The 26,232-nt window shown below is 33.1% G+C and carries 28 protein-coding genes and 1 pseudogene; 18 read left to right on the top strand and 11 right to left on the bottom strand.

The annotated features are described in order from the left end of the window. Positions 1-142: 142 nt before the first annotated feature. The 3 genes from COD11_RS22740 to istA are packed head-to-tail and all read right to left on the bottom strand — an operon-like array spanning position 143 to position 2,508. Positions 143-457, bottom strand: a complete 315-nt coding sequence (locus tag COD11_RS22740; RefSeq protein ID WP_098799190.1) for a hypothetical protein — start codon at positions 455-457, stop codon at positions 143-145. Position 458: 1 nt separating this feature from the next. Continuing rightward, positions 459-1,226, bottom strand: a complete 768-nt coding sequence (gene istB, locus COD11_RS22735) for an IS21-like element helper ATPase IstB (protein WP_098799189.1) — start codon at positions 1,224-1,226, stop codon at positions 459-461. Then, complete coding sequence (gene istA, locus COD11_RS22730; protein ID WP_098799188.1) at positions 1,219-2,508, bottom strand: IS21 family transposase; 1,290 nt, start codon at positions 2,506-2,508, stop codon at positions 1,219-1,221. The genes istB and istA overlap by 8 nt, the downstream gene beginning before the upstream one ends. A gap of 593 nt (positions 2,509-3,101) precedes the next feature. Here istA and COD11_RS27750 point away from each other — a divergent pair. Both COD11_RS27750 and COD11_RS22720 read left to right on the top strand, forming a co-directional pair. Continuing rightward, positions 3,102-3,245, top strand: a pseudogene (locus COD11_RS27750) (DNA-cytosine methyltransferase); the annotation flags it as partial. Then, the gene (locus tag COD11_RS22720) at positions 3,234-3,623 is read left to right on the top strand and encodes an ATP-dependent DNA ligase (protein WP_369689297.1); all 390 of its coding nucleotides are present in this window, start codon (positions 3,234-3,236) and stop codon (positions 3,621-3,623) included. The pseudogene COD11_RS27750 and the gene COD11_RS22720, both read left to right, overlap by 12 nt. Positions 3,624-3,924: 301 nt before the next feature. Here the strand turns inward: COD11_RS22720 and COD11_RS22715 are convergent, their stop codons facing one another. Both COD11_RS22715 and COD11_RS22710 read right to left on the bottom strand, forming a co-directional pair. Next, on the bottom strand, positions 3,925-4,125 hold the full coding sequence (locus tag COD11_RS22715; RefSeq protein ID WP_026560151.1) for a cold-shock protein: 201 nt from the start codon (positions 4,123-4,125) through the stop codon (positions 3,925-3,927). Positions 4,126-4,839: 714 nt separating this feature from the next. Beyond that, complete coding sequence (locus COD11_RS22710; protein WP_098799186.1) at positions 4,840-5,016, bottom strand: aspartyl-phosphate phosphatase Spo0E family protein; 177 nt, start codon at positions 5,014-5,016, stop codon at positions 4,840-4,842. A gap of 224 nt (positions 5,017-5,240) precedes the next feature. Here COD11_RS22710 and COD11_RS22705 point away from each other — a divergent pair, with 224 nt between their 5' ends. From COD11_RS22705 to COD11_RS22695, 3 genes are all read left to right on the top strand, one after another. Further along, positions 5,241-5,948: a cytochrome c biogenesis protein CcdA gene (locus tag COD11_RS22705; protein ID WP_098799185.1), complete on the top strand. Its 708-nt coding sequence runs from the start codon at positions 5,241-5,243 to the stop codon at positions 5,946-5,948. A gap of 193 nt (positions 5,949-6,141) precedes the next feature. After that, positions 6,142-6,501 (top strand): response regulator, encoded by a 360-nt coding sequence (locus COD11_RS22700; RefSeq protein WP_098799184.1) that lies wholly within the window; start codon positions 6,142-6,144, stop codon positions 6,499-6,501. A 165-nt stretch (positions 6,502-6,666) separates the two neighbouring features. Continuing rightward, on the top strand, positions 6,667-7,146 hold the full coding sequence (locus COD11_RS22695; RefSeq protein WP_442920037.1) for a CcdC family protein: 480 nt from the start codon (positions 6,667-6,669) through the stop codon (positions 7,144-7,146). A 55-nt stretch (positions 7,147-7,201) separates the two neighbouring features. Here the strand turns inward: COD11_RS22695 and COD11_RS22690 are convergent, their stop codons facing one another. The 3 genes from COD11_RS22690 to COD11_RS22680 form a co-directional block, all read right to left on the bottom strand. Beyond that, entirely contained in the window at positions 7,202-7,627 is a 426-nt protein-coding gene (locus tag COD11_RS22690; RefSeq protein WP_098799191.1) for a DUF2621 family protein, read from the bottom strand. 139 nt (positions 7,628-7,766) lie between these two features. Next, on the bottom strand, positions 7,767-7,973 hold the full coding sequence (locus COD11_RS22685; RefSeq protein ID WP_098799182.1) for a hypothetical protein: 207 nt from the start codon (positions 7,971-7,973) through the stop codon (positions 7,767-7,769). 283 nt (positions 7,974-8,256) lie between these two features. Next, entirely contained in the window at positions 8,257-8,901 is a 645-nt protein-coding gene (locus tag COD11_RS22680; RefSeq protein WP_098799181.1) for a spore coat protein, read from the bottom strand. Between the two features lie 282 nt (positions 8,902-9,183). Here COD11_RS22680 and COD11_RS22675 point away from each other — a divergent pair, with 282 nt between their 5' ends. Beyond that, positions 9,184-9,933 carry a sugar phosphate isomerase/epimerase family protein gene (locus COD11_RS22675; protein ID WP_098799180.1) on the top strand — a complete coding sequence of 250 codons (750 nt, stop codon included), beginning with the start codon at positions 9,184-9,186 and terminating at the stop codon, positions 9,931-9,933. Positions 9,934-10,014: 81 nt separating this feature from the next. Here the strand turns inward: COD11_RS22675 and COD11_RS22670 are convergent, their stop codons facing one another. Next, on the bottom strand, positions 10,015-10,920 hold the full coding sequence (locus COD11_RS22670) for an AraC family transcriptional regulator (protein ID WP_098799179.1): 906 nt from the start codon (positions 10,918-10,920) through the stop codon (positions 10,015-10,017). 161 nt (positions 10,921-11,081) lie between these two features. Between COD11_RS22670 and COD11_RS22665 the strand changes: the two genes are divergently transcribed. Together COD11_RS22665 and COD11_RS22660 are read left to right on the top strand one after the other, a co-directional pair. After that, entirely contained in the window at positions 11,082-12,155 is a 1,074-nt protein-coding gene (locus COD11_RS22665; RefSeq protein WP_098799178.1) for a Gfo/Idh/MocA family protein, read from the top strand. 50 nt (positions 12,156-12,205) lie between these two features. Next, positions 12,206-13,036, top strand: a complete 831-nt coding sequence (locus COD11_RS22660; protein ID WP_098799177.1) for a sugar phosphate isomerase/epimerase family protein — start codon at positions 12,206-12,208, stop codon at positions 13,034-13,036. A gap of 76 nt (positions 13,037-13,112) precedes the next feature. On the opposite strand, the gene COD11_RS22655 is transcribed toward COD11_RS22660, so the two are convergent. After that, entirely contained in the window at positions 13,113-13,673 is a 561-nt protein-coding gene (locus tag COD11_RS22655) for a peptidoglycan-binding domain-containing protein (RefSeq protein ID WP_176551210.1), read from the bottom strand. Positions 13,674-13,756: 83 nt separating this feature from the next. Next, entirely contained in the window at positions 13,757-15,514 is a 1,758-nt protein-coding gene (locus COD11_RS22650; RefSeq protein ID WP_098799175.1) for an ABC transporter substrate-binding protein, read from the bottom strand. Between the two features lie 110 nt (positions 15,515-15,624). Here COD11_RS22650 and COD11_RS22645 point away from each other — a divergent pair, with 110 nt between their 5' ends. From COD11_RS22645 to COD11_RS22600, 10 genes are all read left to right on the top strand, one after another. Then, positions 15,625-16,866, top strand: coding sequence for an MFS transporter (locus tag COD11_RS22645; RefSeq protein ID WP_176551209.1), 1,242 nt, complete (start codon positions 15,625-15,627; stop codon positions 16,864-16,866). Positions 16,867-16,997: 131 nt separating this feature from the next. Beyond that, entirely contained in the window at positions 16,998-18,179 is a 1,182-nt protein-coding gene (locus COD11_RS22640; RefSeq protein ID WP_098799173.1) for an EAL domain-containing protein, read from the top strand. A gap of 171 nt (positions 18,180-18,350) precedes the next feature. Beyond that, a complete protein-coding gene (locus tag COD11_RS22635; protein ID WP_098799172.1) occupies positions 18,351-19,340 on the top strand; it encodes a beta-ketoacyl-ACP synthase III in 990 nt (329 codons plus the stop codon). Beyond that, complete coding sequence (locus tag COD11_RS22630) at positions 19,330-19,530, top strand: hypothetical protein (protein ID WP_098799171.1); 201 nt, start codon at positions 19,330-19,332, stop codon at positions 19,528-19,530. Before COD11_RS22635 ends, COD11_RS22630 begins: the two co-directional genes overlap by 11 nt. Positions 19,531-19,718: 188 nt before the next feature. Next, positions 19,719-20,627 carry an ATP-grasp domain-containing protein gene (locus tag COD11_RS22625; RefSeq protein ID WP_176551208.1) on the top strand — a complete coding sequence of 303 codons (909 nt, stop codon included), beginning with the start codon at positions 19,719-19,721 and terminating at the stop codon, positions 20,625-20,627. Then, positions 20,624-21,616 (top strand): NAD-dependent epimerase/dehydratase family protein, encoded by a 993-nt coding sequence (locus COD11_RS22620; protein WP_098799169.1) that lies wholly within the window; start codon positions 20,624-20,626, stop codon positions 21,614-21,616. Before COD11_RS22625 ends, COD11_RS22620 begins: the two co-directional genes overlap by 4 nt. Further along, on the top strand, positions 21,606-22,457 hold the full coding sequence (locus COD11_RS22615; RefSeq protein ID WP_098799168.1) for an MBL fold metallo-hydrolase: 852 nt from the start codon (positions 21,606-21,608) through the stop codon (positions 22,455-22,457). The genes COD11_RS22620 and COD11_RS22615 overlap by 11 nt, the downstream gene beginning before the upstream one ends. Further along, positions 22,450-23,784: a F390 synthetase-related protein gene (locus COD11_RS22610; protein WP_098799167.1), complete on the top strand. Its 1,335-nt coding sequence runs from the start codon at positions 22,450-22,452 to the stop codon at positions 23,782-23,784. Before COD11_RS22615 ends, COD11_RS22610 begins: the two co-directional genes overlap by 8 nt. Beyond that, positions 23,768-24,901, top strand: a complete 1,134-nt coding sequence (locus tag COD11_RS22605) for a GNAT family protein (RefSeq protein ID WP_098799166.1) — start codon at positions 23,768-23,770, stop codon at positions 24,899-24,901. The genes COD11_RS22610 and COD11_RS22605 overlap by 17 nt, the downstream gene beginning before the upstream one ends. A 96-nt stretch (positions 24,902-24,997) precedes the next feature. Next, positions 24,998-26,149 (top strand): glycosyl hydrolase family 18 protein, encoded by a 1,152-nt coding sequence (locus tag COD11_RS22600; RefSeq protein WP_098799165.1) that lies wholly within the window; start codon positions 24,998-25,000, stop codon positions 26,147-26,149. Positions 26,150-26,232: the final 83 nt, after the last annotated feature.

Here is a 26,232-nt window from a genome sequence, read left to right as displayed (position 1 = left end):
GAACGTCTCACTTTGTTTTATATAAATGTCAATGATACTATGTACATTTTTGATCATTTTAGAATGTACAATTTTGATTTTTATGCCTCTTTATTTTCCCCCAACCTATCACTATACTTGGCTGGGGGAGTAATTTTAGGAGTTAAAAAGGAGTAACCCCTAGTCTATCTTCTAGTTCTTCTTTGTCTTTTTTTAACAATGCTATTTCACTTTTCAATCCATTCACTTCTTCTAATAATCTTGCGATTTTTGTTTGATCAACTATTCCTTCTTCATATGCTGTACCTTTCAGGCTACACCAGTCATTAAACTCATAAAGGTCATCCTCACAAACTTGATCGTTGAAATCTTTTGTGATGGAGGTTGCGTTCAGCCATTCTTCAACTAATTTATCTTCACACTTTAAACCATATGAACGAAAGAAGTTTATTGTCTTAGTTAGAACTAACTCACTCATATTATCTTTCTCCTTGTTTATTATTATCTTTATCAAAATGATCCTTTAGACGATATGAATCTCCGATAATATTAACTACGGTGGCATGGTGGAGAACACGGTCTAATATGGCATTGGCAATTTTGGGATCCTGGAATATGTCACCCCAAGTTCTAAAGCTAGCGTTTGTTGTTAAAATGGTACTTTTCTGTTCATACCTCAGATCAATCAATTGAAAAAACAACTTCGCATCTTCTGCATCAATAGGTAAATAACCGATCTCATCAATAATTAGTAGTTTATATTTCGCAAAATGTTTTAATCTAGTTTCTAGTCTGTTTTCTAGTTTAGCCTTTTTCAAATTCATGATCAGATCATTACACTTGATGAAATACGTACTTGTTCTTTTCTTGGCAGCTGCTATCCCGATGGATGTTGCTAAATGTGTTTTTCCAACTCCACTTGTTCCTAAGAATACAATGTTTTCTTTTTGCTCAATAAACCGTAAGGTGGTGAAGTCTAATATTTGCTGCTTATTAATGGATGGTTGAAAGTCAAAATCAAAGTCTTTTATTTCCTTAAAATGTGGAAATGCTCCCACCTTAACCATTGATTTCACCATGTTAACTTCTTTCATATCAATTTCATAATCAGTTAGTTTAATTAAAGTATCTGTAAAAGACAATTGATTGTTATTCATAAAATCAATCGTTTCATCTAGATGTATCAACATCTGTTTTAACTTTAAATACTCTAAGTTCTGTACAAGTTTGTTATAACTGCTATTCATTTTTATACACCTCATTAATGGCCTCTAAATTTTTTCTAGCCAGCTCTTCAATGTTTGTTGAAGACGGTAGTCCTCTTGCCAAGGTCTCAACATAATGCTCATGCTTATAATTGATTTTCAATTGGCTAATAGGGTGTTGGGCAATCAATTCCGTGTTATAATACATAAATATATGGTTGTCATATACTTGTAAACTTAGGGTTTGTCCAATGTGTCCAGGTGGGACTGAATACTGGTTGGACTTGAATGTGATCATATTTGATGTGTTCACCTTCGCAAGTATGTGATCAATTTTATAGAAATCTCTTATTCGGTCATGTGGTAGTGGCGATAAGAGGTTTCTTTCTTTTTTTAATGCTAGTATTGGTATTTTTCCCGTTCCTTGGTGATAACTATTATTGATTCGATCACATAGCTGTTGTACAAACTGATGAAGCTCCTCATAATCAAACTTTCCTTGATATGCATGAATTTCATCAATTAGTTTCATCGGAGCTTCTACTTTGGCCTTTGTTCTTGGTCTCCCAGCTATACAAGGCTTTACTTCAAACCCCATATCACTGGCGAATTGATAAAATCGTTCATTCACTGTTCCTTGTTGATATTCTGTACGAGGTTCGTCCATGACAGTTTTCATATTGTCTGTCAATATCGTTTTAGGTACTCCTCCAAAAACTTCAAAACTTTCCGTAAGGAATGCTAATAATATGCTTTGAGATTTTGAGATAGATAGGTTAAATGTGCGGAATCTAGAATAGCTAAGTAAAAGCACACAAACATTTACATACAATATCTCTCCATCTTTTGTGATATATTGAATATTTTCCTTCCAATCTAACTGAGCTTGTTCTGCTGGAGGCGTTTCAAATCGAATCACTTCTCTTTTTAAATTCTTTCGTTTTCCAGAGTCAAAATAACTTTGAAATTCCACTTTACTCGAAATGTATTTTCTGAAATTAGACTGACTACATCTTAAACCATGATTATCTTTTAGGTATTGCCATAACACTCGTTTGTAATAAAATTTTTGCTTAGATTCTACTGAAAGTAATAAGTCTATAATTTCATAATAGTCATCTATCTTTGATAACCGATTTCGGATACTTTTAGGCTCGTAACCGTTAAGGTATTTATCAATCGTCCTCCGATCAACTCCCATATCACGAGCCAATTTACTCTTATTGATTTTCATCTTCAAGCTCTCCATTAACATTTTTAATTTTGGTAAGTCTGAAAGACTATTAATTTCGATATCTGTATTTATGTTTAATGACATATGCATAATATTCACCCCAGAATATTATGCAACTTAATGATCCAAACTGTACATACTTAAACGATCACTTTTGTACATTCTTAATTTAGCATTTGTAGTTTTACAACAAGAAGAGAAATAATCGTAAGAAACATGGAAACTTAAAGGACGTAAGTAAAGAAGTTGAACATATTTTAGTGAAATTGGCTCGTTAGAAACCGTAAAGCCAAAGAAAGAAGAACGTCGGAAAGCCGTATGAGGGAAAACCTCACGTACGGTTTGATGAGGAGAAACTGAAAGTAAAAGAGATAGCGTAAGCTATCCCCTCGAAATCAGTTTCTTACTCTACTTTAAGTATTTATATAATTTAGACCTTGATAAATAATGAAGTCACAGCGATTTATCCTGAATTAATCAATATAGATTTACCTAATGGTACTGTTATAGACGGTGAAATAGTCGTTTCTGATGAACAGGGTAAACCTGACTTTGAGGCCACAATGGAACGTTTTAGATCCAGGTAAGCGCCGTATGAGATATAATATTGTGTGTTTGACATCATTCAATATAATGATTAAAAAGACGCTCACCTTCCATTATTAGAACGTAAAGAACTGCTGCAAAAAAATGAATACTACTATGAGGGCGGAATTAAGTCGTATGTAGAGCATTTAAACCGTACGCGCGAGGTTATTCATGATGAGCCGGTTTATATTGAGGGAGAAAAAGATGGTATTACAACCGAGGTAGCTATTCAGTATAATGTAATTCCTACTCATCCTCATATCCATGTAGTACAGTGGCTTCCAGGTAACGCTAATGCTTACTTTGACCTTGTTAAACAAAATCACCTTGAAGGAATTGTTATGAAGCGTTCTGATAGTCCCTATGAAATTAACAAACGTTCATACAATTGGCTCAAAGTAATAAACTTTCAATATGATGATGTCTACATTACAGGTATACGTAAAGGTGAGTTTGGTGTACTGTTATCATTCCTAGATAGGAGACCTGCTGGAATAATGGAATTTATGCCACCTGAAGCACGTAAAGAGTTGTATTCTATGTATAAAACAAACTCAGAAAATGATAAATTTAAGATTATTGAACCTATTAGTGCCGCATCAAATATCGTAACCTAACTAAGCAAGGTAAATTACGTATTCCATCATTTGTGGAGTGGTTGTAATAAGCTCTACATTACATAATTTATTCTTTACTTAAATTAGTTTGAGGTGGGCGGATCTTCGGATTTAAATATCTATTTCTAAACTATTTTTAATTTTATTAGGTATTATTCAAATTGTATGCTATCCTTAGTTAACCATTGAAATACCTTTTAGTATGTTTGCCTCCCCCCATTCATTTTAGAGTGGGGGTTTTTTATTGTCTAAAAAAATAGAGAAAAATAAAAAAGGACTCTAATATAGAGTCCTTTAATCATTATGCTTTGTTTACGTTAGTAGCTTGAAGACCACGTTGACCTTGTTCTGTGTCAAAAGTAACCTTTTGGCCTTCATCTAAAGATTTAAATCCTTCGCCTTGGATAGCTGAGAAATGTACGAATACATCGTCTCCACCTTCAACTTCGATGAAACCGAAACCTTTTTCTGCGTTAAACCATTTTACTGTACCTTGTTGCATAATTGTTGCCTCCTGTGTGGATTCAATCCACAATTTATTACTATAGTTGCTCAATTAGATATCAAAGGCGAAAGTTTTAAAAAACTTTTTCTTTCCTTACATACCGAACAAAAATAATTCTTATATAGAATAACAGATAATTCTTGGAAAAGCAAATAAGGAAAAATAAAAGACTTTTCACTCACTCGGCTTTTTTCTATATAATAGATAAATTTATTTATGAAAATCAAATGATTATCTTAGGGACAAATTTGTTGAAGTAAAAAAAGGGGAATAATCCTATAGAAGAAAGGCAGCTTATTTTGAACCTGCCCCTTATATATGGACAGATTGAATAATTTTATGGTATGTTTTTCCTATCGGAAAAATGGTCGGACATATTATAATTTATATATCAACGTTTTGATGCAAATGGGAAAAAACTATCCCAAAAGAAAATCAATCAAATGATGTCACAGATGAATAAGTTGCAAAAGTAACCAGTCCATTATTATATGGATTTGCCACTTGTTGAGATAGATAAAGATAATAGATCTAATTAAAATTTTTCGATTAGATTATACTCTTATCTCCTTTTATCTTACATCGAACATACTAGAAACCACTTTTCTTGATAAACAATATGGAAGAGTGGTTTTTATGTTGTTTATAAAATGTAAATTAGTATTCTCTATATAAAGCTAAAGCACGCCTAGTAGCGTGCTTCATCATTTCTTAGGAATAAACTTGATTTTTACGTGGTAAATCCTCTTTAATGTATTGAGTTAATAAAGTATCTAGCTCCTGGCTATATTTTATAGATATGGTTGAATTAAGCCCGTACTTTAGGACAATGTCAATAAGCTCAGCTCGTTTCTTTTCAATCAGTTGTAGCATTTCTTGTTTAGACACGAGAACTTGTCCTTTCTGTCAAAAAATTGGAATACATAAAGTATATCATTTTTTTCTTGTGATAGAAAATAACAATGAGTATATTATAAAGGGTTAATAGGTGGAATGAAAAGAAAAAAATGGCAGATGTTATACAATTGACATAAAAATGTCACAGATTGATACATATATTAGAAAGAAACATTTGCTAGAATAGAGAAGACGTTCTTTTTAGGAGGAATAGTATGGCTGATGTAAATATATTTTTAGCATTTGGAGCAGGATTCCTGTCTTTTATTTCACCATGTTGTCTGCCGCTTTACCCAGCTTTTTTATCTTATATTACAGGTGTTTCGGTAGGAGAGCTAAAAACAGAAAATGCATTGTTACAAAAGAGAAGTTTATTACATACAATTTTTTTCTTAATAGGTTTTTCTTCAATATTTATTGCGCTTGGATTTGGAACATCTTTTATAGGCGAGGTTTTTCAAAATTATCAAGATTTTATCCGTCAAATCGGGGCTATTTTAATTATAGTGTTTGGATTAATAATTGTAGGTGTCTTTAAACCTGAATTTTTAATGAAAGAGCACCGCTTTGAATTTAAGAATAGACCAGCTGGATTTGTGGGTACATTCCTAATTGGAATGGCTTTTGCTGCTGGCTGGACACCATGTACAGGGCCTATTTTATCGGCTGTTATTTGGCTCGGAGCAACAAATCCTGGTTCAGCTATGATTTATATGATTGCCTATATATTAGGGTTTGCTGTACCTTTCTTAGTTCTTTCTTTCTTTATTGGAAAACTAGGATGGATCAAAAAACATAATGTGAAAATAATGAAGATAGGAGGATATATCATGATTGTAATGGGAATATTATTATTCTTTGATATCATGACCTCTATCATTATCTTTTTAACACGAATTTTTGGTGGTTTTACAGGTTTTTAATATCGCTTAAATGAATTTTAATAAATTGTCATTTTAACTATATTATGTTGTGAAATTTGATATAATGGAAGTAGTGTGACTGATATTGCATTGTAGGCTAAAGGAAAAAAGTCCACAATTAAGTCAACTGTCAATCGCCTTCAAATAAGAAAGTTTTCAAGCTTTCTTTATCATGTTTGAGGAGGAACTAGGCATGGCTAGAATATTAATTGTTGATGATGCCAAGTTTATGAGAATGACTTTATCTAATATACTTATAAAGGCTAACCATGAGGTTGTTGGTGAGGGGGAAAATGGATTAGAGGCAGTGACTCTTTTTGAAAAAGAACAACCTGATCTAGTTACCCTTGATATTACAATGCCAGAAAAAAATGGTATACAAGCCCTTAAGGAGATTAAGGAAAAATATCCCGATGCAAAAATTATTATGTGTTCAGCGATGGGGCAGCAAAAAATGGTCGTTGAAGCTATAGAAGCAGGAGCAAAGGACTTTATTGTAAAACCTTTTGATGAAAATCGTGTACTTGAAGCAGTCGGAAGGGTACTGGGATAATGAGACAAAAACCATTTAAGTTATTCTTAAATGGTTTTTATTTTTCAACCGTGGAGAATGGAATTTCTAAGATCAAGAGTGAAAAATGTAAGATCATCTATTTATATAGATGAATTTCGTATATACTAAAACTAGCAGCGGTCTAGTAAAGGATTGATATTTTTGATAACTATTGCTTCTTCTATTATTGCTGTAGTCATGGCAGTAATTGTTTTATTTATTCGAATGAAGTCTGCCAAAAAGCCGGCTACAGCCAAAAAAATTATATTACCTCCGCTTTTTATGAGTACTGGTGCTTTAATGTTTCTTCATCCCTTGTTTAGGGTAACAGCAGCTGAATTCTTTGAAGCTCTTTTTGTTGGAATGTTTTTTTCTATTTTTTTAATTAAGACTTCTAAATTTGAAATTAGGGATAATGAAATATACTTAAAGCGTTCGAAAGCATTTGCCTTTATTTTAATTGGTTTACTCATTATTCGAATTATTATGAAGTCATATTTAAGTAATTCTATTGATGTTGGAGAGTTAAGTGGTATGTTTTGGATCCTTGCTTTTGGAATGATTGTTCCTTGGAGAATCGCAATGTACCGGTCTTTTCAAAAGATCCATAAACAACATAATGCTTCTACAAATATTCGTACATAATCTTGAATAAAGCACAACGAAAAACCCGAAAATCATATGATTTCGGGTTTTTGTTTTAAAACAAAGCTTTATAAGGGGAATAATCTATTTGTTTTTCTTTCAATCTTTTCATAAGAAACTTATGATCCCGTTTAGGGGTAGCTAATATATAACCACGTATTATTAAATCTAAGGTAATCTTTTTTGCGTTTTCTTTTAAAGCGAGTTGCCCAATCCTGCCTGCTATTTTTGCCCGGGCTACATCACGGAATAGTTCTGGAACGGGTTCTACTAACTCTTCTAATAGAATTTTTTCTTCTTCATTCCATAAATGTCGGGTTTTTTCTAAATAGTAATCCTGCCAATCAAGATCTGATTTACCATCTTCTTTAGGTAGTCTTTGTAAAAATTTTCGAAACATAAAAAAACCACCAATGGCTAACATTGAAACTAGAAAAACAACCCAAAATAATATGAACCAAAGAAACCAACCTTCTAACATCATTCTTAATCACCCCTTGTTAGTCAAATCCATAAAAATAGGCAGCTAGAACACCTGAAATTAGATGTATAACTACCAGTTATATCGATTAATTTTATAAGCATATTAATGTTTGAAAAAGAAAGCATCTTATATTTTTCTATTCATGATGCCCAAATGCATGATGTTCTTTTGCTAAGAGGAGTAATGATTTTTTCACAGCTTCTACTTTTTTACGGTCATAAGAAGAGGTCATTAAATCATTTAGTTCAGCTTGAACATGAAACATGGAATGTTTATAAAAAATATCAATACGAATCGTTCCAACATCGGTTGGTAAATAAACAAATTCATATGTACCCGACATACTTGTTCCTCCTGAAAAAACACCAATTTAGAATTCATTTTATAGATTGTTCTCTATACTTATAATAATAGCAGATAATATGTAGTTTGGCACTATTTTGATGACAAAAAGAAAGCAGCAAACAAAATGTTTGCCGCTCTAGTCCCTTCCGATCCGTACATTGGTTAAGTGTCCCGCAACAAGCGCGAATGATTCGGAAGGAACTATTTAATAAAATATCATAAGTACTATTTTCTGTAAACAGGAAATAGTAGGGGGGAATGATAAGACTACAAATTCTTACTTACTGCATCATCATATTATTATTTTGCTGACTCATTTGCGTATTCTGTGTAGTCGTATACGCACCTAGCATTTGATTCATATCTTGTTGTTGAAGTTGTGGAACTTGATAATAGTGATTTTTATTTTGATATAAGAAAATTTCATAAGCCATTTCAATAAAGTTTGGTACACTGTCAGCTGCAACTCGACGTAAAACAGGGTTTGTAATTTCACAAGCTGACATGCTTAATAAGCCAGCCATTGATTTACATTGACCAAGCATAAATGAGGATACACATTGGTCTCCTAATTCGTTTATAGACTGAACAGGTTTTTGGGGTTGAGAAGGCTTTAGACCATAAAAAACATCATTACTTTGTTGCATATTAAAGACCTCTGTAGAATGCGAAGGTTTATTACCTGTTGAAAAGGATTCAACCATGATGTTATAACAGTCACTAATAAAGGAATATTGACGTTGAAGAATATTCTTTAGTTCTTGATCCTTTATAAATTGGCTGTACATTAGATATTGATCCAACATACCAATCATTCCTGAAATTACTTCTTGTGATTCAAACATTTCATGTCCACCATGATTCATTTTAGGTTGCATATTAGGAGATTGCTGCATCATTACTTGTTGATTCATTTGATTTTGCATTCTTTTATCCCTCCATTTAATTTAGTACATAACTATAGTTCTCATTAGGGTTTAAAAACATGTAGGCAATATCACAAATAAAAAAGGGAAGGTTACCATAAACTTTTCATATAAAAAATACTATATTTAGATGGGTTATGTAACATAATGGAAATGAAATAGGAACAGTACAAGCTTTTAAATATGTAGAGAGAAAAATTCCCCAAAATGTATTTGAATGTGAAATTAGGTTTATTTTGGTGTATGATAACAAAGAGACTATGTTAAGAGAGGGAGAACGAGATGAACAATTCAATAGCAGTACAATTATTTACTTTAAGAGAAGAATGTGAAAAAGATTTCTATGGTACTTTAGAAAAAGTAGCTGAACTCGGCTTTGATGGTGTTGAATTAGCAGGTTATTATGGAAAAGATGCTGAAGATTTAAAAAGCACACTTGACCGACTTGGTTTAGTAGCAGTTAGTAGTCATGTTTCACTTGAAAGAATGGAAGAAAATCTTGAGGCTGAATTAGAGTATTTAAAAAAACTTAATTGTAAAAATATTGTATGCCCTTACCTTGTTGAGGAAAGACGGTCTGAATATGATCAACTTGCTAAGTTTTTAAACAAAGCTGGAGAGAGAAGTCTTCAAGAGGGAATTTCGTTAAGCTATCATAATCATGATTTTGAATTAGAAAAAAGCGATGACCGTTCTCATCTTGAAAGACTTTATGATGAAACGAGCCCAGAATTTGTTAAAGCTGAACTAGATGTTTATTGGTTAACATTAGCAGGGCAAGATCCTGTTGATTGGATGAATAAGTATAAAGGTCGTATGCCGTTAATTCATTTAAAAGATATGACAACAGACGATGAGAAAGCATTTGCTGAGTTAGGAACAGGTGGAGTAAACATCAAGGGTATTTTAGATAACATTGAGCAGGCTCAGGTTCAATGGATGGTTATTGAGCAAGATAAATGTAAACGTTCTCCATTAGAAAGTATCGAAATAAGCATTAATTATTTAAAGGATGCATTATCGAATAGATAATAGGAGAAGAGCATACTTACTTGGTATGCTCTTTTCCTATTGCATCAGGTCAGAAAAAAGATATTGAGTTCCTTTTGCTTGCTATGCAAGAGGTGAGTTTTCATTTTTATGGACATTTAATTCTTGCCTTAGAGAAGCTTGAGATTTTCTATAAGCTGTAGGAGTAAGTTTTTTTTGTTCTCTGAATACACGAGAGAAGGTTTGAAAACTTCGATAACCTACTTCTAATGCGATATCAGTAACTGGAATAGTAGTGGATGTTAATAAACTACATGCGTGGCGAATTCGTACTTCATGTAAAAAATGAACAAAATTTTGACCAAGTTGTTCTTTAAATAACTCGCTTAAATAGGGAATACTGACGTGAAATTTCTTAGAAAGACTTGATAGGCTAATATCTTCATGATATTGAAGATGGATATAGTGGACAACATCCCATATTACCTTTTTCTTTGTTGAGTTTGAGTTCTTGAGTGTAACTGAATGATTTCTCTTGCGAATACGTTCAAATAAAACAATGACCTCAGCCAACTTTGCCTTTAATAAAATATGTTTATATGGTTTATTATCTTTATATTCAATAAGCATGTCATGAAGCATTTTTTTTATATGTATAAAGTCTTCAACACCTAATGCGATATAAGGTTCAATTGACAATTGATCTGTATCTGATAATAAGCTTTGTAAATCCAGATCATGTAAGACTCTTAAATCAAAAACACAATTAAATAAAATGAGTGAAGTGTTTTTGGCTGATATAATTTCATGAATTTGATAGGGTAAAATAAATGTAAATGTACCGGGTTGCATGCGATGCTTTTTTCCATTAATGATTTCAAAACCTTCTCCCTCAATCACTAAAGAAAACTCAAGATAGTCGTGTCGGTGAGATGGAAAACTTGTGTGAATATTGTTTATTGATAGGTGGAATGGAAATGTTGTATTCATATTAGGGTACTCAGATAAATACATCGGGTAATTTGTCATAGTAACGTTTCCTCCTATCAGAAGAATTGAGATAAATAGATGAAAAATTGATCAGTATTTTTTTATCTTTTATTTTATCATAATTGTAAACGCTGTTATTGATTTATTATAGAAATCTTCTAAGGTAGATATAATTTATTACATAAAATGGAGGTAATTCGATGCAAACACAAATGATTCGACTTGGAATAATTGGTGCGGGTGCTATAGGAAGTGTTCATTTAACAACATTTTCAAAATTAAGTGAAGATGTGGTGCTTCAAGGTATAACTGATGCTTATCTTCCATTAGCTGAACAAAGAGCAAAAGAATTCGGGGTAAAGCAAGTGTTTAGTAGTGCTGAGGAATTAATCCATGATTCAGATATAGATGCTGTTATAATCGGTGTCCCTAACAAATGGCATGCACCACTTGCAATTCAGGCTTTAAAAGCGGGAAAACATGTGCTAGTTGAAAAACCTATGGGCATTAACAGTGAAGCAGCTAAAGATATTGTGAGAGCACAACGTGAATCAGGTAAGGTTGTAATGGTAGGTCACCAGATGCGTTGGCAGTGGAATATTCAGCAAGTAAAGGAACAAGCTGAAAAAGGTGCTTTAGGAAGAATTTATCATGCAAAAACAGGATGGTTCCGCCGTAAGGGAATTCCCGGCTGGGGAAGCTGGTTTACGACAAAATCAGAAGCGGGGGGAGGTCCGTTAATTGACATCGGTGTTCATATGCTGGATTTAGCTTTATATTTAATGGGAAATCCAAAGCCAGTATCCGTTTTCGGTTCAACATATGCTGAATTTGGTCCAAAGAAAAAAGGAATTGGTAATTGGGGGACTCCAAACTGGGAAGGTCAATATGATGTTGAAGATTTAGCAACAGCATTGATTAAAATGGAAGACGGATCAACGCTAACTCTAGAAGTTAGTTGGGCAGTAAACATGGACACAAGCAATGAACCGTTTATTCATTTAATGGGCTCTGAAGGAGGAGCATCGTTAGGTGGCAATAGTGCCAAAATTCTTACAGAACAATTCGACCGCCCAATTGATATTGAGCTTTCTCCAGAAGCAAATGAAGAAGAAGATCGTGTTCAATTAAGTAGACATTTTGTTGAATGTGTTCGTAATGGGAATCAACCTATCACATCAGCAATGACAGGGTTAACTAACAATCTTATTCTTGATGCCATTTATGAATCATCAAAAACAGGACGTGAAGTAGTCCTGGATTGGAATATCTAACTTTTACGGTACTCCTCTGTATTGGGGAATATAACAAGGAGTTGACTTTCATGTTAAGGGGATTAACGAAAGCTGGGTTAGGGAATCTGAAGGATGATAAGCAATTCATTGAATTAGCGGCTGAATATGGATTTCAATCTGTTGATTTAGATGCAAATAGTTTTATTGATTCATTTGGTTTGGAGTATGCAAAACAAATACTAAGTGAAAACGATGTTGTATTTGGTTCAATTGGGCTTTCGGTTGAGTGGAGAAAATCTGATGAAGAGTTTTCAAGCAGCTTACCTAATCTTATTTTGGAGGCGCAAGCAGCAAAAGAACTTGGCTGTTCACGTTGCTGCACATATATATTGCCATCAACAGACTTAAAGTCTGCGCACTTAATGAGCCTAGCTGTTAATCGTTTAAGAATTTGTGCAGAAATTTTAAATGCTTATGATATCCGTCTTGGATTAGAATACGTTGGTCCACATCATTTAAGAGATACATGGAAAAACCCATTTATATGGACACAAGAGGAAACATTAAGTCTAATTGATGCGATAGGTCTACCGAATGTAGGCTTATTATTAGATTCATATCACTGGCATACAACAGGTTTATCAAGTGAAGATATTGCCAATTTAAATGAAAGTCAAATCGTTCATGTTCATATAAATGATGCTGCAAATTTACCTGTTGAAGAACTAAAGGATAATGAAAGATTGTACACTGGTGAGGGCATTATTGATTTAGAATTATTTCTTAAGAGTTTAAAGAAAACGGGTTATAATGGACCTATAGCTCAAGAAGTTTTAACCTCTAAACAAGCCACACAATCAATAGAAGATATTTTAAAACGTTCAAAAGCAGGTTTTGATAAGGTATTTAATAACTTGTAGGCGTAAAGATGACAAGAAACCTCCGTATTTTTACGGAGGTTTCGTTTCGTTAAGTCAAGCAACTATAACTGAAAAACTATTCATTTAAAACTTTTTCCATAACCGCTTTTGTATTAGGTCCAAAAACTCCGTCATTAATAAGCTCTGGAAATCGTTTTTGAAACTGAATGACAGCTTCTTTCGTTTGATGGCCGTAGATACCGTCAATGACAACGTTATAACTCATATCTTTTAAACCTTTTTGTAGGGTTTTAACCGCTTCACCCTTACTACCCAGCTTTAGATTTTTTTCATCAAATCCAAATGAATTAACCTCTTTTGACAGAGCAGCATGTGTATTTGGTCCATATATTCCATCGGCTTTTAACTTATTTTTTGCTTTTTGAAAGGCAAGTACGGCTCTTGTTGTATTTGGTCCAAAAATACCATCTTCAGATAATTCTGCGCCTATTGCTTTATTTAAAGCCCGTTGCATAATTTTTACATCTTCTCCTTTTGATCCTTCTTTTAGAATCGAGGAAAGTTCAAAAATTTCATAATTTAAACTTTCCTGGGCATTCACTCCAGTAGAAGGTATCCCTAAAAATAAAGCTGATGCTGTTACGATTGTTGCAGTTAGGCTTTTCCATTTATGCAAATAAACCATCTCCCTTTGTTTTGATTCTTCACATATACAACGAAAGATGTTTTTGTATTGTTTCAATTTCAAACTACCTAAATTTATAACTCCAGAGGATCTATCCAAATGGAATGAAAGTTAGTTAATCCGTAAGAGTCAAAAGATACACCTTTTAAAGATGAATGGTAATGCAGTGTATTTGTTGCGTGATAAAGAAAATGAATAGTATGATCTTTCATTAGAATTTCTTCAATTTGTAAGAAATAAGATATTCTTTCATTTTTGTTATTTTTTAATTTCATCAAAGCAAGCTTCGTATCAATAATCTTTTTTGATTCATTATTAAAGAAATTTCTAATAAACGAATGATCACTTTTGAAGAGTGTATATAATCCAACCTCAACATCACGATCCAATATAACTGATAGCAAAACGAAATCGGAATTAGATATTGTCTCATGGTTGTCATACGAAATCGGCGTAAGGGAAATGTTCAACCCAATCTTTTTTGCTTCTTTTTGGATCCAGCATGCACTTTCATACCCTTCATTAAGGTTAAAATAATAAAGCTTAATAATCTCACCAGCATAATGACTTTTTTGTAAAAAATTTTCAGCAATGTCCAAATGCTGTGAATCACTGTTAACTTTTTTACTATATGATGTTAGAAAACTTGTTGCTGGTATACGTCGGTTTCCATTTAGCTCATTCACTAAATGACTTGGATTAATGAGATGTTTTATACACAAACGGAAGTAACTATTAGATTGATAGCCGTTTTTTGTCTGATTAAATAATAGAAAACGACTTCCTTCTAATTTTTGTTTGTGGATAACAGACTTTTGTTGGTTTTCACCTATCTCCAGTGTTGAAGCATTATTAGGAGCATCGTTGCTTTTTTGCATCCAAATATCAATCGAATCAATTAATGGTCTTTCTCGAAAATAAGAATCAAAGGCTACTAGACGAATAAAATGTTTGGAATGCTCCATCACTTTAAAAGGGCCTGTTCCGTTTGGAAGGTTATGTTTTTTATATGAATGGTGAAGAACCGAACAGTGAAAGGAAGTTAACACCCTTGGGAAAAACAGGTTTTCCTCCTTCAAGTAGAAGGATATAGTGTGTTCATTATGTATCTCTACCTTTAATAAGTCATCGAGTAGGGGAGCGATACTTGTATGTTTACCAACCGTAAGCAGGTACTCGAATGTAAATTTCACATCAGAAGCTGTAAGTATTTCGCCCCGGTGGAACATAACAGATTTTCTTAAGTAAAAAGTCCATTTTTTTTCATTGTTATCATAACTCCATGTATATGCTAAGCCAGGACTTAATTTTTGTTCACGATGATCATAGGTAACAAGTGTGCTATATATTTCCTTTACTAAATGAGCCTCTGAGTACAGAAGAACATCCATAGGTGTTAATGTAGTAATTTCTTGTGATAATAATATCTTTATAACGTTTGTGAAATCGTCTTTTGATTTCTCTATTTTGGGACCAAGCTTTATTGATAAGATGGTATATAAACTCTTCCGTCCTTCTTCGTTCAAATAAGAGGCATTAATAAAATTTACAACATCGATTATCTTTTCTTCTGAAACCATTTTAGCTACATATTCTTCTGCTGATTCAATGAATCCTTGTAAGAAAAGGAGTGTTGATTTTTTTCCACGACCTCTACCAGAAACCCATATTAATTTATGATCTATACTTAATTTTTTTATTAAGTAATTTGCATTTCTTTCGGAAATTGAAAGTATTTCAGCAACTTCCTTAAGAGTGATCGCAATTTCTTCGTTATTGTCAAAGTTATCAAATTTATTTCTTAAGATTAAAAGGTGTTCAATCTGTTTCATATATCCTCCTAATAAAAGGTGCAATACTTCTTTTGTTTTTTCACTTTTTAGTTATTGTGTTTCAGGTTTAAATTAATAATAACAGATAATTGTGAATGGGGGATTTGCGTGTGATTGAACTACTTAAAGATAAAACCTATTTAAGGTATTGGTTGTCAGTTGTTGTGTCATTTTTAGGGGATGCAATGACGGTAACAACTGTTTTATACCTAGTTGGTACAACTGTGGAAAACCCTTTGTTAATCGGGTTTGTTTTTGTGGCTCAATTACTTCCTGCTGTAATCATTGGACCATTAATAGGACCCTTAATAGAAAAATATTCTAGTCGGAGAATGATGATTTTTTCGGATGTTTATCGATGCATCATGGTGTTAGGTATGATTCTATTCGTTGATAAACCACTCGTTTTGATTTGTCTCACTTGTTTACAAGGGATAGGTACAGCGTTTTTTGAACCAGCGAGAATGGCCTCAATACCAATAATAGTTGGAATAGATCGTATACCAAGTGGTATTGCTTTGTTTCAAACAACGCTTGCTGTTATTAAGTTAGTAGGACCTGTATTAGCTGGCTTATTATTAGCTTTTCAATCACCTAGTTTAGTATTTGTACTTGATGCATCATCCTATATCATTTCTGCATGTTTAATATTCAGTTTGAAAATATTAAAAGGTCAAAAAAAAGAATATAACACAAATTCATTTTTTAATAATCTTTGGACTGGAGTTAGGGAGATGATCAAAACTCCAATTCTATTATTTATGATACTTTTGTTGTTCCCGGTTCTGATTGGTTATGGTATGTTTTTAACAAATTATAAAGCTGTATTGCTTCAATATTTTCAAGTATCTAATATAGAGTTCGGTATTTTAGAAGGGGTATTTGCATTTGGAACGGTAATCGGGGCAATCGTAGGTTCTTATGCTATGAAAAAAATTGTTCATTACCAATTACTATATATTGCAATTGGCACACTTGGTCTAGGTGTTGTCAGTATTTATGGAATAATAAAATTAGATGTAATGTTTAGTCAGTCAGTCTTCTACATACTAGGGGGATGGAGTTTCATTACCGGCTTAGCCAATGCTTTATTGATGGTCCCGACAAGTTCGATCTTCCTACAATATTTACCTGAGTCTATTAGAGGAAGAGGAACGGCCATTTTTTATTCTATTTTCAATTTGTTTTTATTAGCCGGAACCCTTCTTGGGGGCTTTATTGCAGGTTCAATCAATATCCTACTTGCATTGATCCTATCTGGAGGGATTCTACTTTTCACAACCATCTCTTATCCAATATATAAAAATTCATCATTGATGAGGAAGGTGAAAAAAACAGCTATATCAAGGTGAATTAATTATAGATACAATACAAATGTATGTGACTGGCTTTATTTGTATAGGTGTCGTAAATATGTACTACATGTGACAAATTTGTGTTATAATTAGTGACATGGTTTTTAAATTTATCGGAGCTGATACAGATGAATACACTAGAAGTTATGACAAATTTAAATAAAGTTATTCCCTATTTTCAAGCCATTTTCAGTGCAGATAGTCATACAATTATCGGTTATGAGGTTTTGGCTAGAATCGAAACAGATGATGGGATAGTGAGTTTAGGTCCTTTTTTTCATGACCCGACGATACCAATGGAATTTAGTCTTGAGGTGGATGCATTTATCCATGAAAAGGCGTTGGAGATCATACTTAATAATAAAGAAAATGTTCTACTGTTTCTAAATGTGAATGCAAATTATGTGATGATTGATAATGGGGAAGGTCTTCTTTCCAGGCTTTTAACCTTTCGTGAACGTGGTCTTATGCTTTCAAAAATAGTAATAGAATTAACTGAACATAATGTTAATGGAGATATGTTAATGGTTGCCGCACTATGTCAAAAAATAAAAGCTTTAGGTGTAAAGATTGCAATTGATGATGTTGGGGTTGGAGCAAGTAATTTAGATCGAATTGGAATGCTTGAGCCAGACATATTAAAAGTAGATATTCATGCTTTAAAAAGCAACCAACAAACAACATCTTATGATGGGGTATTATACTCGTTATCTTTACTAGCTAGAAAAATTGGGGCAGAGTTATTGTTCGAAGGTATTGAGAATAGTGATCAATTTTACTATTCATGGAGTAAAAATGCAAGGTATTATCAAGGATACTTCTTTTCAAAACCTCAAGGTATATTAATAGAAAAAAACATCCTTAAAGAACGATTTAAGAAAGATATCTATCATTTTATAGAACTGGAACGAAAGAAGTATAAGTTAGATTATCAGTTATCTCATCTGTTAAATGAAAAATTAAACTCTTTAACACAGTCTGTACCAATTGATCATAATTTAGATGAATGGTTATATAAGATAGCTGTGAACCTAAAAGAAGAGTGTTTTAGAATCTATATAACGGATAAAAATGGGTATCAAATGACTTCGAATGGAATGAGAGTTAATGAAGATTGGATGCTCTTACCTGCTTTAAAAGGGAGAAATTGGAGCTGGCGTCCTTTTTTTATTGAAAATCTTATAAGGATGGATGAGGAGAACAAAGGGATTTTATCTGATGTATATAGTGATATTGAAACAAGTGAGAGTGTCCGAACTTTTTCTTTTCCCATTGATCATCAGCTTTACCTATTTATTGATATACGCTAGAAAATAACCTTTAGCCGATAAAAGCTAAAGGTTATTTTAGTTTTTCAAAAAAATATTTCTTAATGTTATCGAACATATATTTTCCATTTTTAAGAAAAGAGGTAAAATGACATAAGATATTATTCCTAGTTCATACAAAAAGTAAGTTTTAAATAATGAGGTGCAGCCATAATGAACCGTAAAGTGAAAATAGTTGGCATGGGTTCGTATTTACCAAAAAGAGTAATAGAGTCAACAGAAATTGATAAAATGATTGGCGCAGAGCCCGGTTGGTCAGAGAAAAAATCAGGGGTTAAACAACGCTATTTTGTAAGTGATGAAACTGCTACATATATGGGGGCAAAGGCGGCTAATAAAGCGGTTGAGAATGCTGGTCTTTGTCTATCAAACATTGATTGTATTATTAGTGCAAGCGGGACAAATGAGCAGGCTATTCCATGTAATGCTTCATTAATACAAAAGCATTTAGGACTTCAAAGCTCTGGAATTCCTTGTTTTGATGTTAATTCAACCTGTTTAAGCTTTGTGTCTGCACTCGATATGGTGTCATATGCTGTAGATGCTGGTAAATATGAAAAAGTATTAATTGTCTCTTCTGAAATTTCTTCCGTTGGACTAAATTGGAAACAACGTGAGAGTAGTATATTATTTGGTGATGGAGCAGTAGCGGTGGTTTTATCAGCTGCTAACAATACTTCCAAAATTTTGAGCTCACATATGGAAACATATAGTGAGGGAGCTCATTTATCAGAAATAAGAGGTGGAGGAACAAAGCTTCATCCACGTATTTATAGTGAACAAACAGCCGAAGAGTTTTTATTTGATATGGACGGAAGAGCTATTTTTAAATTATCGTATAAGCTTTTACCAGATTTTTTGGATCGATTATTTAAAGGGACTGGTTTAACGATTGCAGATATTAATATGGTTATTCCTCATCAAGCAAGCGCATCTGCTATGAAGATTATTCGAAAAAAATTAGGTGTAAAAGAAGAACGATTTATGAACATTATTGATCGTTATGGGAACATGATTGCAGCATCCATTCCCTTTGCTCTTCATGAAGCGGTAATTCAAGGTCGTATTAAAAGAGGTGATACTATTTTACTGTTAGGGACTTCGGCAGGGCTTTCAATTGGAGGTATTTTACTTGAATACTAGAAAAAGAGTTTTAGTAACCGGTGCCAGAGCACCTGTTGCGCTCCATTTGTGTCGGCTAATGAGTGAGGCAGGGTTCGAAGTTTATGCAACTGATTGTATTTCATATCCATTAACAAAGGTTTCTAATAGTATAAAAAATTTCATCTTAACTCCTTCACCAAAGAAAGATACAAAAAGTTTTATAAAGTGAGTTAATTTCATAATAATAACTCTTAAATCAAAAAACGAACATTTTTCTTCATCCTGAACTTGTTAATAAACAATACACGGATAAAAATACTAATAAAGGTAAAACTCATACGTTTTTTGGTAACAAATGATACATTATGAAATTGATTCAAGTCCATAATCAAAATAATTGAGCAACAAAAAATTACATTGATCATTCCAACATCTGAAGAAGTTTTTTATATTTCTAGATATAAAGATAAGCTGACCCCATTTTGTAATGTGTTTGTTGATGACTTTGATAAAATAAAACTTCTACATAATAAATATGAGTTTATTCAACTTGTAAAGGACTTGGGCTTTGAAGTGCCAAAGACAGCTTTGCTATCTAATCATGTAAATTTAGTTCAATTCGAAGACGAATCTGCTCTTTTAAAAAAGGTCTATTCGAGATTCTCTGAATCTATAATTTTTCTACAATCTGTTGGTCAAATATCTAACCATATAAAAAAGGATGGAAGCTGGCTAGTACAAGAAAAAATTGATGGCAAGCAATATTGCTCATATACCGTTGCCAAAGATGGAAAAGTACTTGCTCATTCTACTTACAAAAGTGAATTCACAGCAGGTTTAGGTGCAACTCTCTCATTCAAACATGAAAACAGACCTGATATTGAACGGTTTGCACGTAAAGTGGTTGAGAAACTTAATTTCTCAGGACAGATATCTTTTGACTTTATCATACATGAAAATGGAGTCGCCTTTCCGATAGAATGTAACCCTAGAGCGACAAGTGGTCTCCATTTATTTGATAAGGAATTGGCTTATCTATTCACAGATGCAAAATCAATTCTTTATCCTAGGAAGGATCAAAAAGAAGCGATAAAGTTGGCCGTGTTTTTATATGGATGGAAACAAGTAAAAAGTCTACGTCAACTGAGGAGATTGTTAGAAGTATTTTTTTCCTATAAGGACATTACGTTTACAAGCAATGACCTTGGGCCTTACTTTTATCAAATAATTAGTTTATATAAGATGTGGAAGGAAAGCAGAAGAAATCAAGTTTCTCTTATGGAACAATCCACCATAGATATAAGTTGGGATGGTGAAACGATTTGAATGTACTAGTAACTGGAGCTACTGGTTTTTTAGGAAGAAAAGTAGCGCTTCATCTTGCTTCGATTGGATACAATGTCACAGGGACAGGACGAAACCAACTAGTAGGGGACTCTCTTTCGAATTCAGGGATTAAATTTAATGCATGTCATTTGGAAAATCGTGATGATATCATGATGTTGTGTGAAAATCAACATTTTGTTATTCATTGTGGAGCACTTTCATCTCCATGGGGCAAGTATAACGACTTTTATCAAGCGAACGTTATTGGTACAAAAAATGTAATTGATGGCTGTAAAAAGTGGAATGTGAGTCGCTTGGTTCATGTTTCAACACCAAGTTTATATTTTCACTATGACGAGCGTAAAGATGTGAAAGAAGATGATAGTTTACCAGAAAAATTCGTTAACCATTACGCAAAAACCAAATTTCTTGCAGAAAAAGAAGTAGACCAGGCTTTTATAGAAGGATTACCAACCATAACAATAAGACCTAGAGCTTTATTTGGTCCTGGTGATCAGGCTATTTTTCCAAGACTTATCAAGGTTTGTGAAAAGGGGATGTTCCCTAAAGTCGGGTCTGGTGATGTTGTTATTGATTTGACTTATATAGATAATGCTGTAGATGCAATCCTTTTATGTATGAACTCTGGATCTGAAACGTTGGGGCAAAAATATAATATTACAAATGGTGAAAGAGTTCAGTTATATTCTATGATTGATACAGTAATGAAACAACTAGGCAGGTCCTTTTCTTATAAACAGATTTCATATAAAAAAGCTTTTCATTTAGCAACATCACTTGAGTATGTTTCGAAACTTCTTCTTTTTGGAAAAGAGCCGCTACTCACGAGGTATACAGTTAGTGTTTTATCTCAATCTCAAACACTTTCAATTGAAAAGGCAAAGAGTGAATTAGGATATAAGCCGGCGGTTTCTGTTAAAGATGGCACGAAGGAATTTGTAGATTGGTGGAAGTCAAATGTTCATTAATATGGTAAAGATTTTTGCTTGTGGGTATTGTACACATCCAGAAAAAATTGTGAATCCAAAACAATCATTAAAACCAATAAAATTTCCAGCCACAGTTGCTTTATTAGAGCATCCAACACATGGCTATATCTTGTTTGACACAGGATATGCTTCCTATTTTTTAGAAGCTACTAGGGCATTTCCATATTCCATTTACGCAAATTTAACACCTGTTTTCTTTTCAGAAGAACTATCTATTAAAAATCAATTAAAGAAACAAGGCATAGATCACAATGACATTAACATGATCATTCTTTCTCATTTCCACGGAGATCATGTTGGGGGATTAAAGGATTTCCCAAACGCAAAAATTTTAACTTTTAAAAAAGCATATAATCACATCAAAAAACTAAGCAAGCTGAGAGCTCTAACAAAAGGCTGTTTGCTTGATTTACTGCCTCAAGATTTTACAGAGAGAGTTTCTTTTATTGATGAAGCCCCTTTACTAACTTTAAGTGAAAGTTATCATCCATTCATGGAAGGTTTTGATGTGTTTCGAGATGATTCTATCATTGCTGTTGACTTAACAGGTCATGCAGTGGGTCAGCTTGGAATATTTGTGAATCTGAGAAGTGGGAAAAAAATCTTTCTTTGTGCTGATGCTGTTTGGCAAAGTACTGCTTTTGAAGAAATGATTTTCCCTCATCGTATAGCCCATTTATTAATTGAAGATATTGACGCTTATAAACAGAATATTAAAAAGTTACATCTTTTATTTAAGCATAATCATCATATTGAAATATTGCCAACACACTGTCAAATAACATGGGAGATTGCAAAAGAGGGTATTACTTATGAATAAATCACTATTACTCAAACAGTATTTTCTTACAAAGTATGGTAGGAGTTTTACTTCTCAGGAAAAATTGCTTGCTTTTCATGACACAAAAATGAAAAAACATATAAAATTTGTTTTAAAGCATTCTAAGTTTTATAAAGAACTCTATCAAGATGAACTGAACCATCATAACTGGAAATCCCTTCCTATCATCACAAAATCTGATATGATGGACTCTTTTAATGAGTTAAATACCGTCGGAATTAAGAAAGAAAAAGCTTTTCAGTTAGCTTTTGATGCGGAAGAAACTAGGGATTTTTCACCTAGAATAGGAAATGTTTCAATAGGTCTTTCTTCTGGAACAAGCGGAAATCGAGGCCTATTTCTAGTAAGCAGCAGGGAAGAGGCAATGTGGGCCGGAACGGTTCTTGCAAAGATGTTACCAAGCAGTATTTTCAGAGAACATAAGGTTGCCTTTTTTCTCAGGGCAAATAGTAATCTTTATGAGTCTACAGAAAGCGGAAAAATCAGCTTTCACTACTTTGATCTGTTAGATTCCTTTCCTAATCATATTGAAAGATTAAATCAGCTTAAACCTTCGATTATTATTGCACCTCCTTCGATGTTAAGAATGATTGCCACATGGAAGGATAAAATGATTATTAGTATTTCTCCAGAAAAAATTATATCGGTAGCAGAAGTACTAGAAGATCTTGACAAAACATATATAGAACACATTTTTCAACAAACTTTGCATCAAGTATATCAAGCGACTGAAGGATTTTTAGCTGCTACATGTGCATTTGGAATTCTTCATATGAATGAGGATTTAATCGCAGTTCAAAAAGAGTATATTAACAAGGAACTCGGAATATTTGTACCAATTATTTCAGACTTTACTAGGAAAACACAACCGATTATTCGATATCGTTTGAATGACATATTAATAGAGAGAAAGACTGCATGTCCCTGCGGGTCACATTTTTTAGCATTAGAACGGATAGATGGCCGTTCTGATGATCTTTTTTATGGGAAAAATTTATTAACAAATGAAGAAACATGTTTATTTCCAGATTTTATTAGAAAATCTATCATGATCTCATCAAATCAGATTTTAGAATATAAGGTTATACAGCGGGAGTTCAACTTAGTAGAGATTAAGTTGAAGGTAGAAAGTGATGAAGAAGTAGTTAAAGACCTTGTTTTAACTGAGTTGCAAAAATTGTGGAAACATTATCAATTAGTAATTCCACAGTTTCACTTCACACCCTATGACATCGTTACTTCGGACAAAAAGTTAAAGCGAATTGAAAATATGATGAAGGTAAAAAGTAATGATTCATTTATATAATACTGATAATTATCATACAATCGATTGGTTTTCTAAGCGTAACGGACAGTTTTTAAAAACTTACTTTGAGCCTTTAATAAAATACGAGGTTTCCCATTTTATTGAAAATGTTCATTCGGAAATTTATTTGTTAGAAGTAGATGACCTTCTTTTGCCGGTTTCTGTAACTGACAAACAGTATAAAGATTCATATGTTGCTTCACCTTACACTCATTATATTAGTTATGCAAAAGAAGAGTTATGGGAGCTAAAGAATAAGGGGCTTGAGGTGATCCTTCGCCCTGTTATCGATATGATGGGGCAGTTTCTTCGAAAGAGCAACATGAACAAAGTTGTTATTGTTAATAATTGGTTTTTATCAACAAATCTATTTGAATCAACTCTGTCTTTTAATCAAATACAGAGAATTACTGAATTTTTAGTGAAGAAGTTCCCTAAACACACTATCTTGTTTCGATCGATTACAAGGGATCTACATGAAAAAATGATGAAATCGTTTGATACAGTTGGATATAATAGATTAATGTCACGCTCTATCTACCTATTTTATCCTGAGCAAAAACTAACTAAACAACAACTAAAAAACCTCTATCAAGACGAAAAACTGATCAAAAAACATCAGTATACAATTAGAGATGCAAGTATAGAAGATTGTGATGTTATTTTGAGTTTGTATTCAGAATTATATATACAAAAGTATTCTACTAATAACCCTCAGTTTACAACAGAGTTCATACGTCATGCGTATAAAAGTAAGTTATTAACCTTTAAAGTGGTTTGTAAAGGTGAGCAAATTGTCGGTGCTATAGGATTCTTCATCCAAGGAAAGGTGCTGACAACCCCGATTTTAGGCTATAACATGAAGATGGAGAAAAATGCTGGGTTATACAGGGTTCTTTCATTCCTTATTACGAAAGAAATAATGAATAATCATTATATTGGGCATCGTAGTGCTGGGGCAGGAGAATTTAAAAGAAAACGCGGTTCCACTCAACAGATTGAATATACATATTTTTATCAAAAACATTTGCCTATGACGCATAAGTGGGGGTGGAATTTGCTCAAAAAGATAATGGATCTTGTTGTCGAACCATTAGCTAAGAAAAAACAATTTTAATCTGTTAAATAACGACTTGCTATAATTACCATCGCTACTTGTAAGAGTTATTTGTTACTATTTTAAAAGAGTTTGCAAAAAAAGGAGTGAATACCCTTGAAAAAGCAATATCTTTTACTGATAGTGGCTGTTATCTTGTTTGCAGGAGGATTTTTTTCAGGCGTTCTCTTCTCGAATATAGAACATCAAAAGCTAACTAACGATCAGTCTAAACAAACTGAGAATTTATCTAAATCTACAAAACAACCGATTTCGAAAAAAATTCCGGAAATACAGGAATCCAAACCAAAAGTATTAATAGGCTATGTTCAAGATTTTAGAGAGCCAGAAACAATTGACTTTTCTTCACTAACGCACGTTGTTTATTCCTTTGCTCATCCGACTAAAGATGGAAGTGTTTTATTGAATGGAGGAACGGAACCAACTAATTTAAAAAAGTTAGTAAAACGTGCACATAATCATAATACAAAGGTGTTGCTTGCTGTTGGTGGCTGGTACCATATTGAAGGCGGCGAATCGTATGATTATTTTAAAACGGCCATTTCTTCGGAAACTTCTAGAACTAAATTAATAAATGAACTACTAGCTATAGTGGATAGAGAACAATTAGATGGAATAGACATCGATTTTGAGCATCCACGTTTACAAGAAGATGCCGACCAATTGTTAGAATTTACAAAGCAATTGAGCAATAAATTGCATCAAAAAAAGAAACAGCTCACAATCGCTGTCTACTCAAAAATACACAGTGTAGCAGGTACAGAAATTCAATCAGTTGTATTTCATCCCGAAATGTTTAACTATGTAGATTATGTTAACATTATGGCTTACGATGGCCAATGGGACGGGGAGTACAATGCAGCGAATTTAGCTCCTTATTCATTTATAGAAAACATTGTGAACTATTGGGGAGCACTTTTTGACAGTTATAAATTACCACGTGAAAAACTGGTACTGGGTGTTCCTTATTATGCTCAACCTGAAGATCCATCAATTAAACAAATGTCCTTTGATGCTATTATTGCCAACAATCCTGAATTTGCTCATCAAGATAAAGCTCAAGTAAATGGAACAACATATTATTATAACGGTATTCCTACTATAGAGAAAAAGACCAAGCTTGCTATAGATGAGGAATTTGGAGGTATGATGATATGGGAGATGGGACATGATGCACCTGGGAGTTATAGTTTAACAAAAGCGATAGCAAAATTACTAGAAAATGAAAAATTGTTAGTAAGACAATAATTATACGTAAAAACACGTTCATCAAAATAAGATGAACGTGCCAGACTGTAGACAAACTCAAAAAAAATTGAGTTTGCTTACAG

The sequence above is a fragment of the Bacillus sp. AFS040349 genome (assembly GCF_002577655.1).
Classification (GTDB): domain Bacteria; phylum Bacillota; class Bacilli; order Bacillales; family Bacillaceae; genus Metabacillus.
This window is presented reverse-complemented; position numbering and strand designations above follow the sequence as displayed.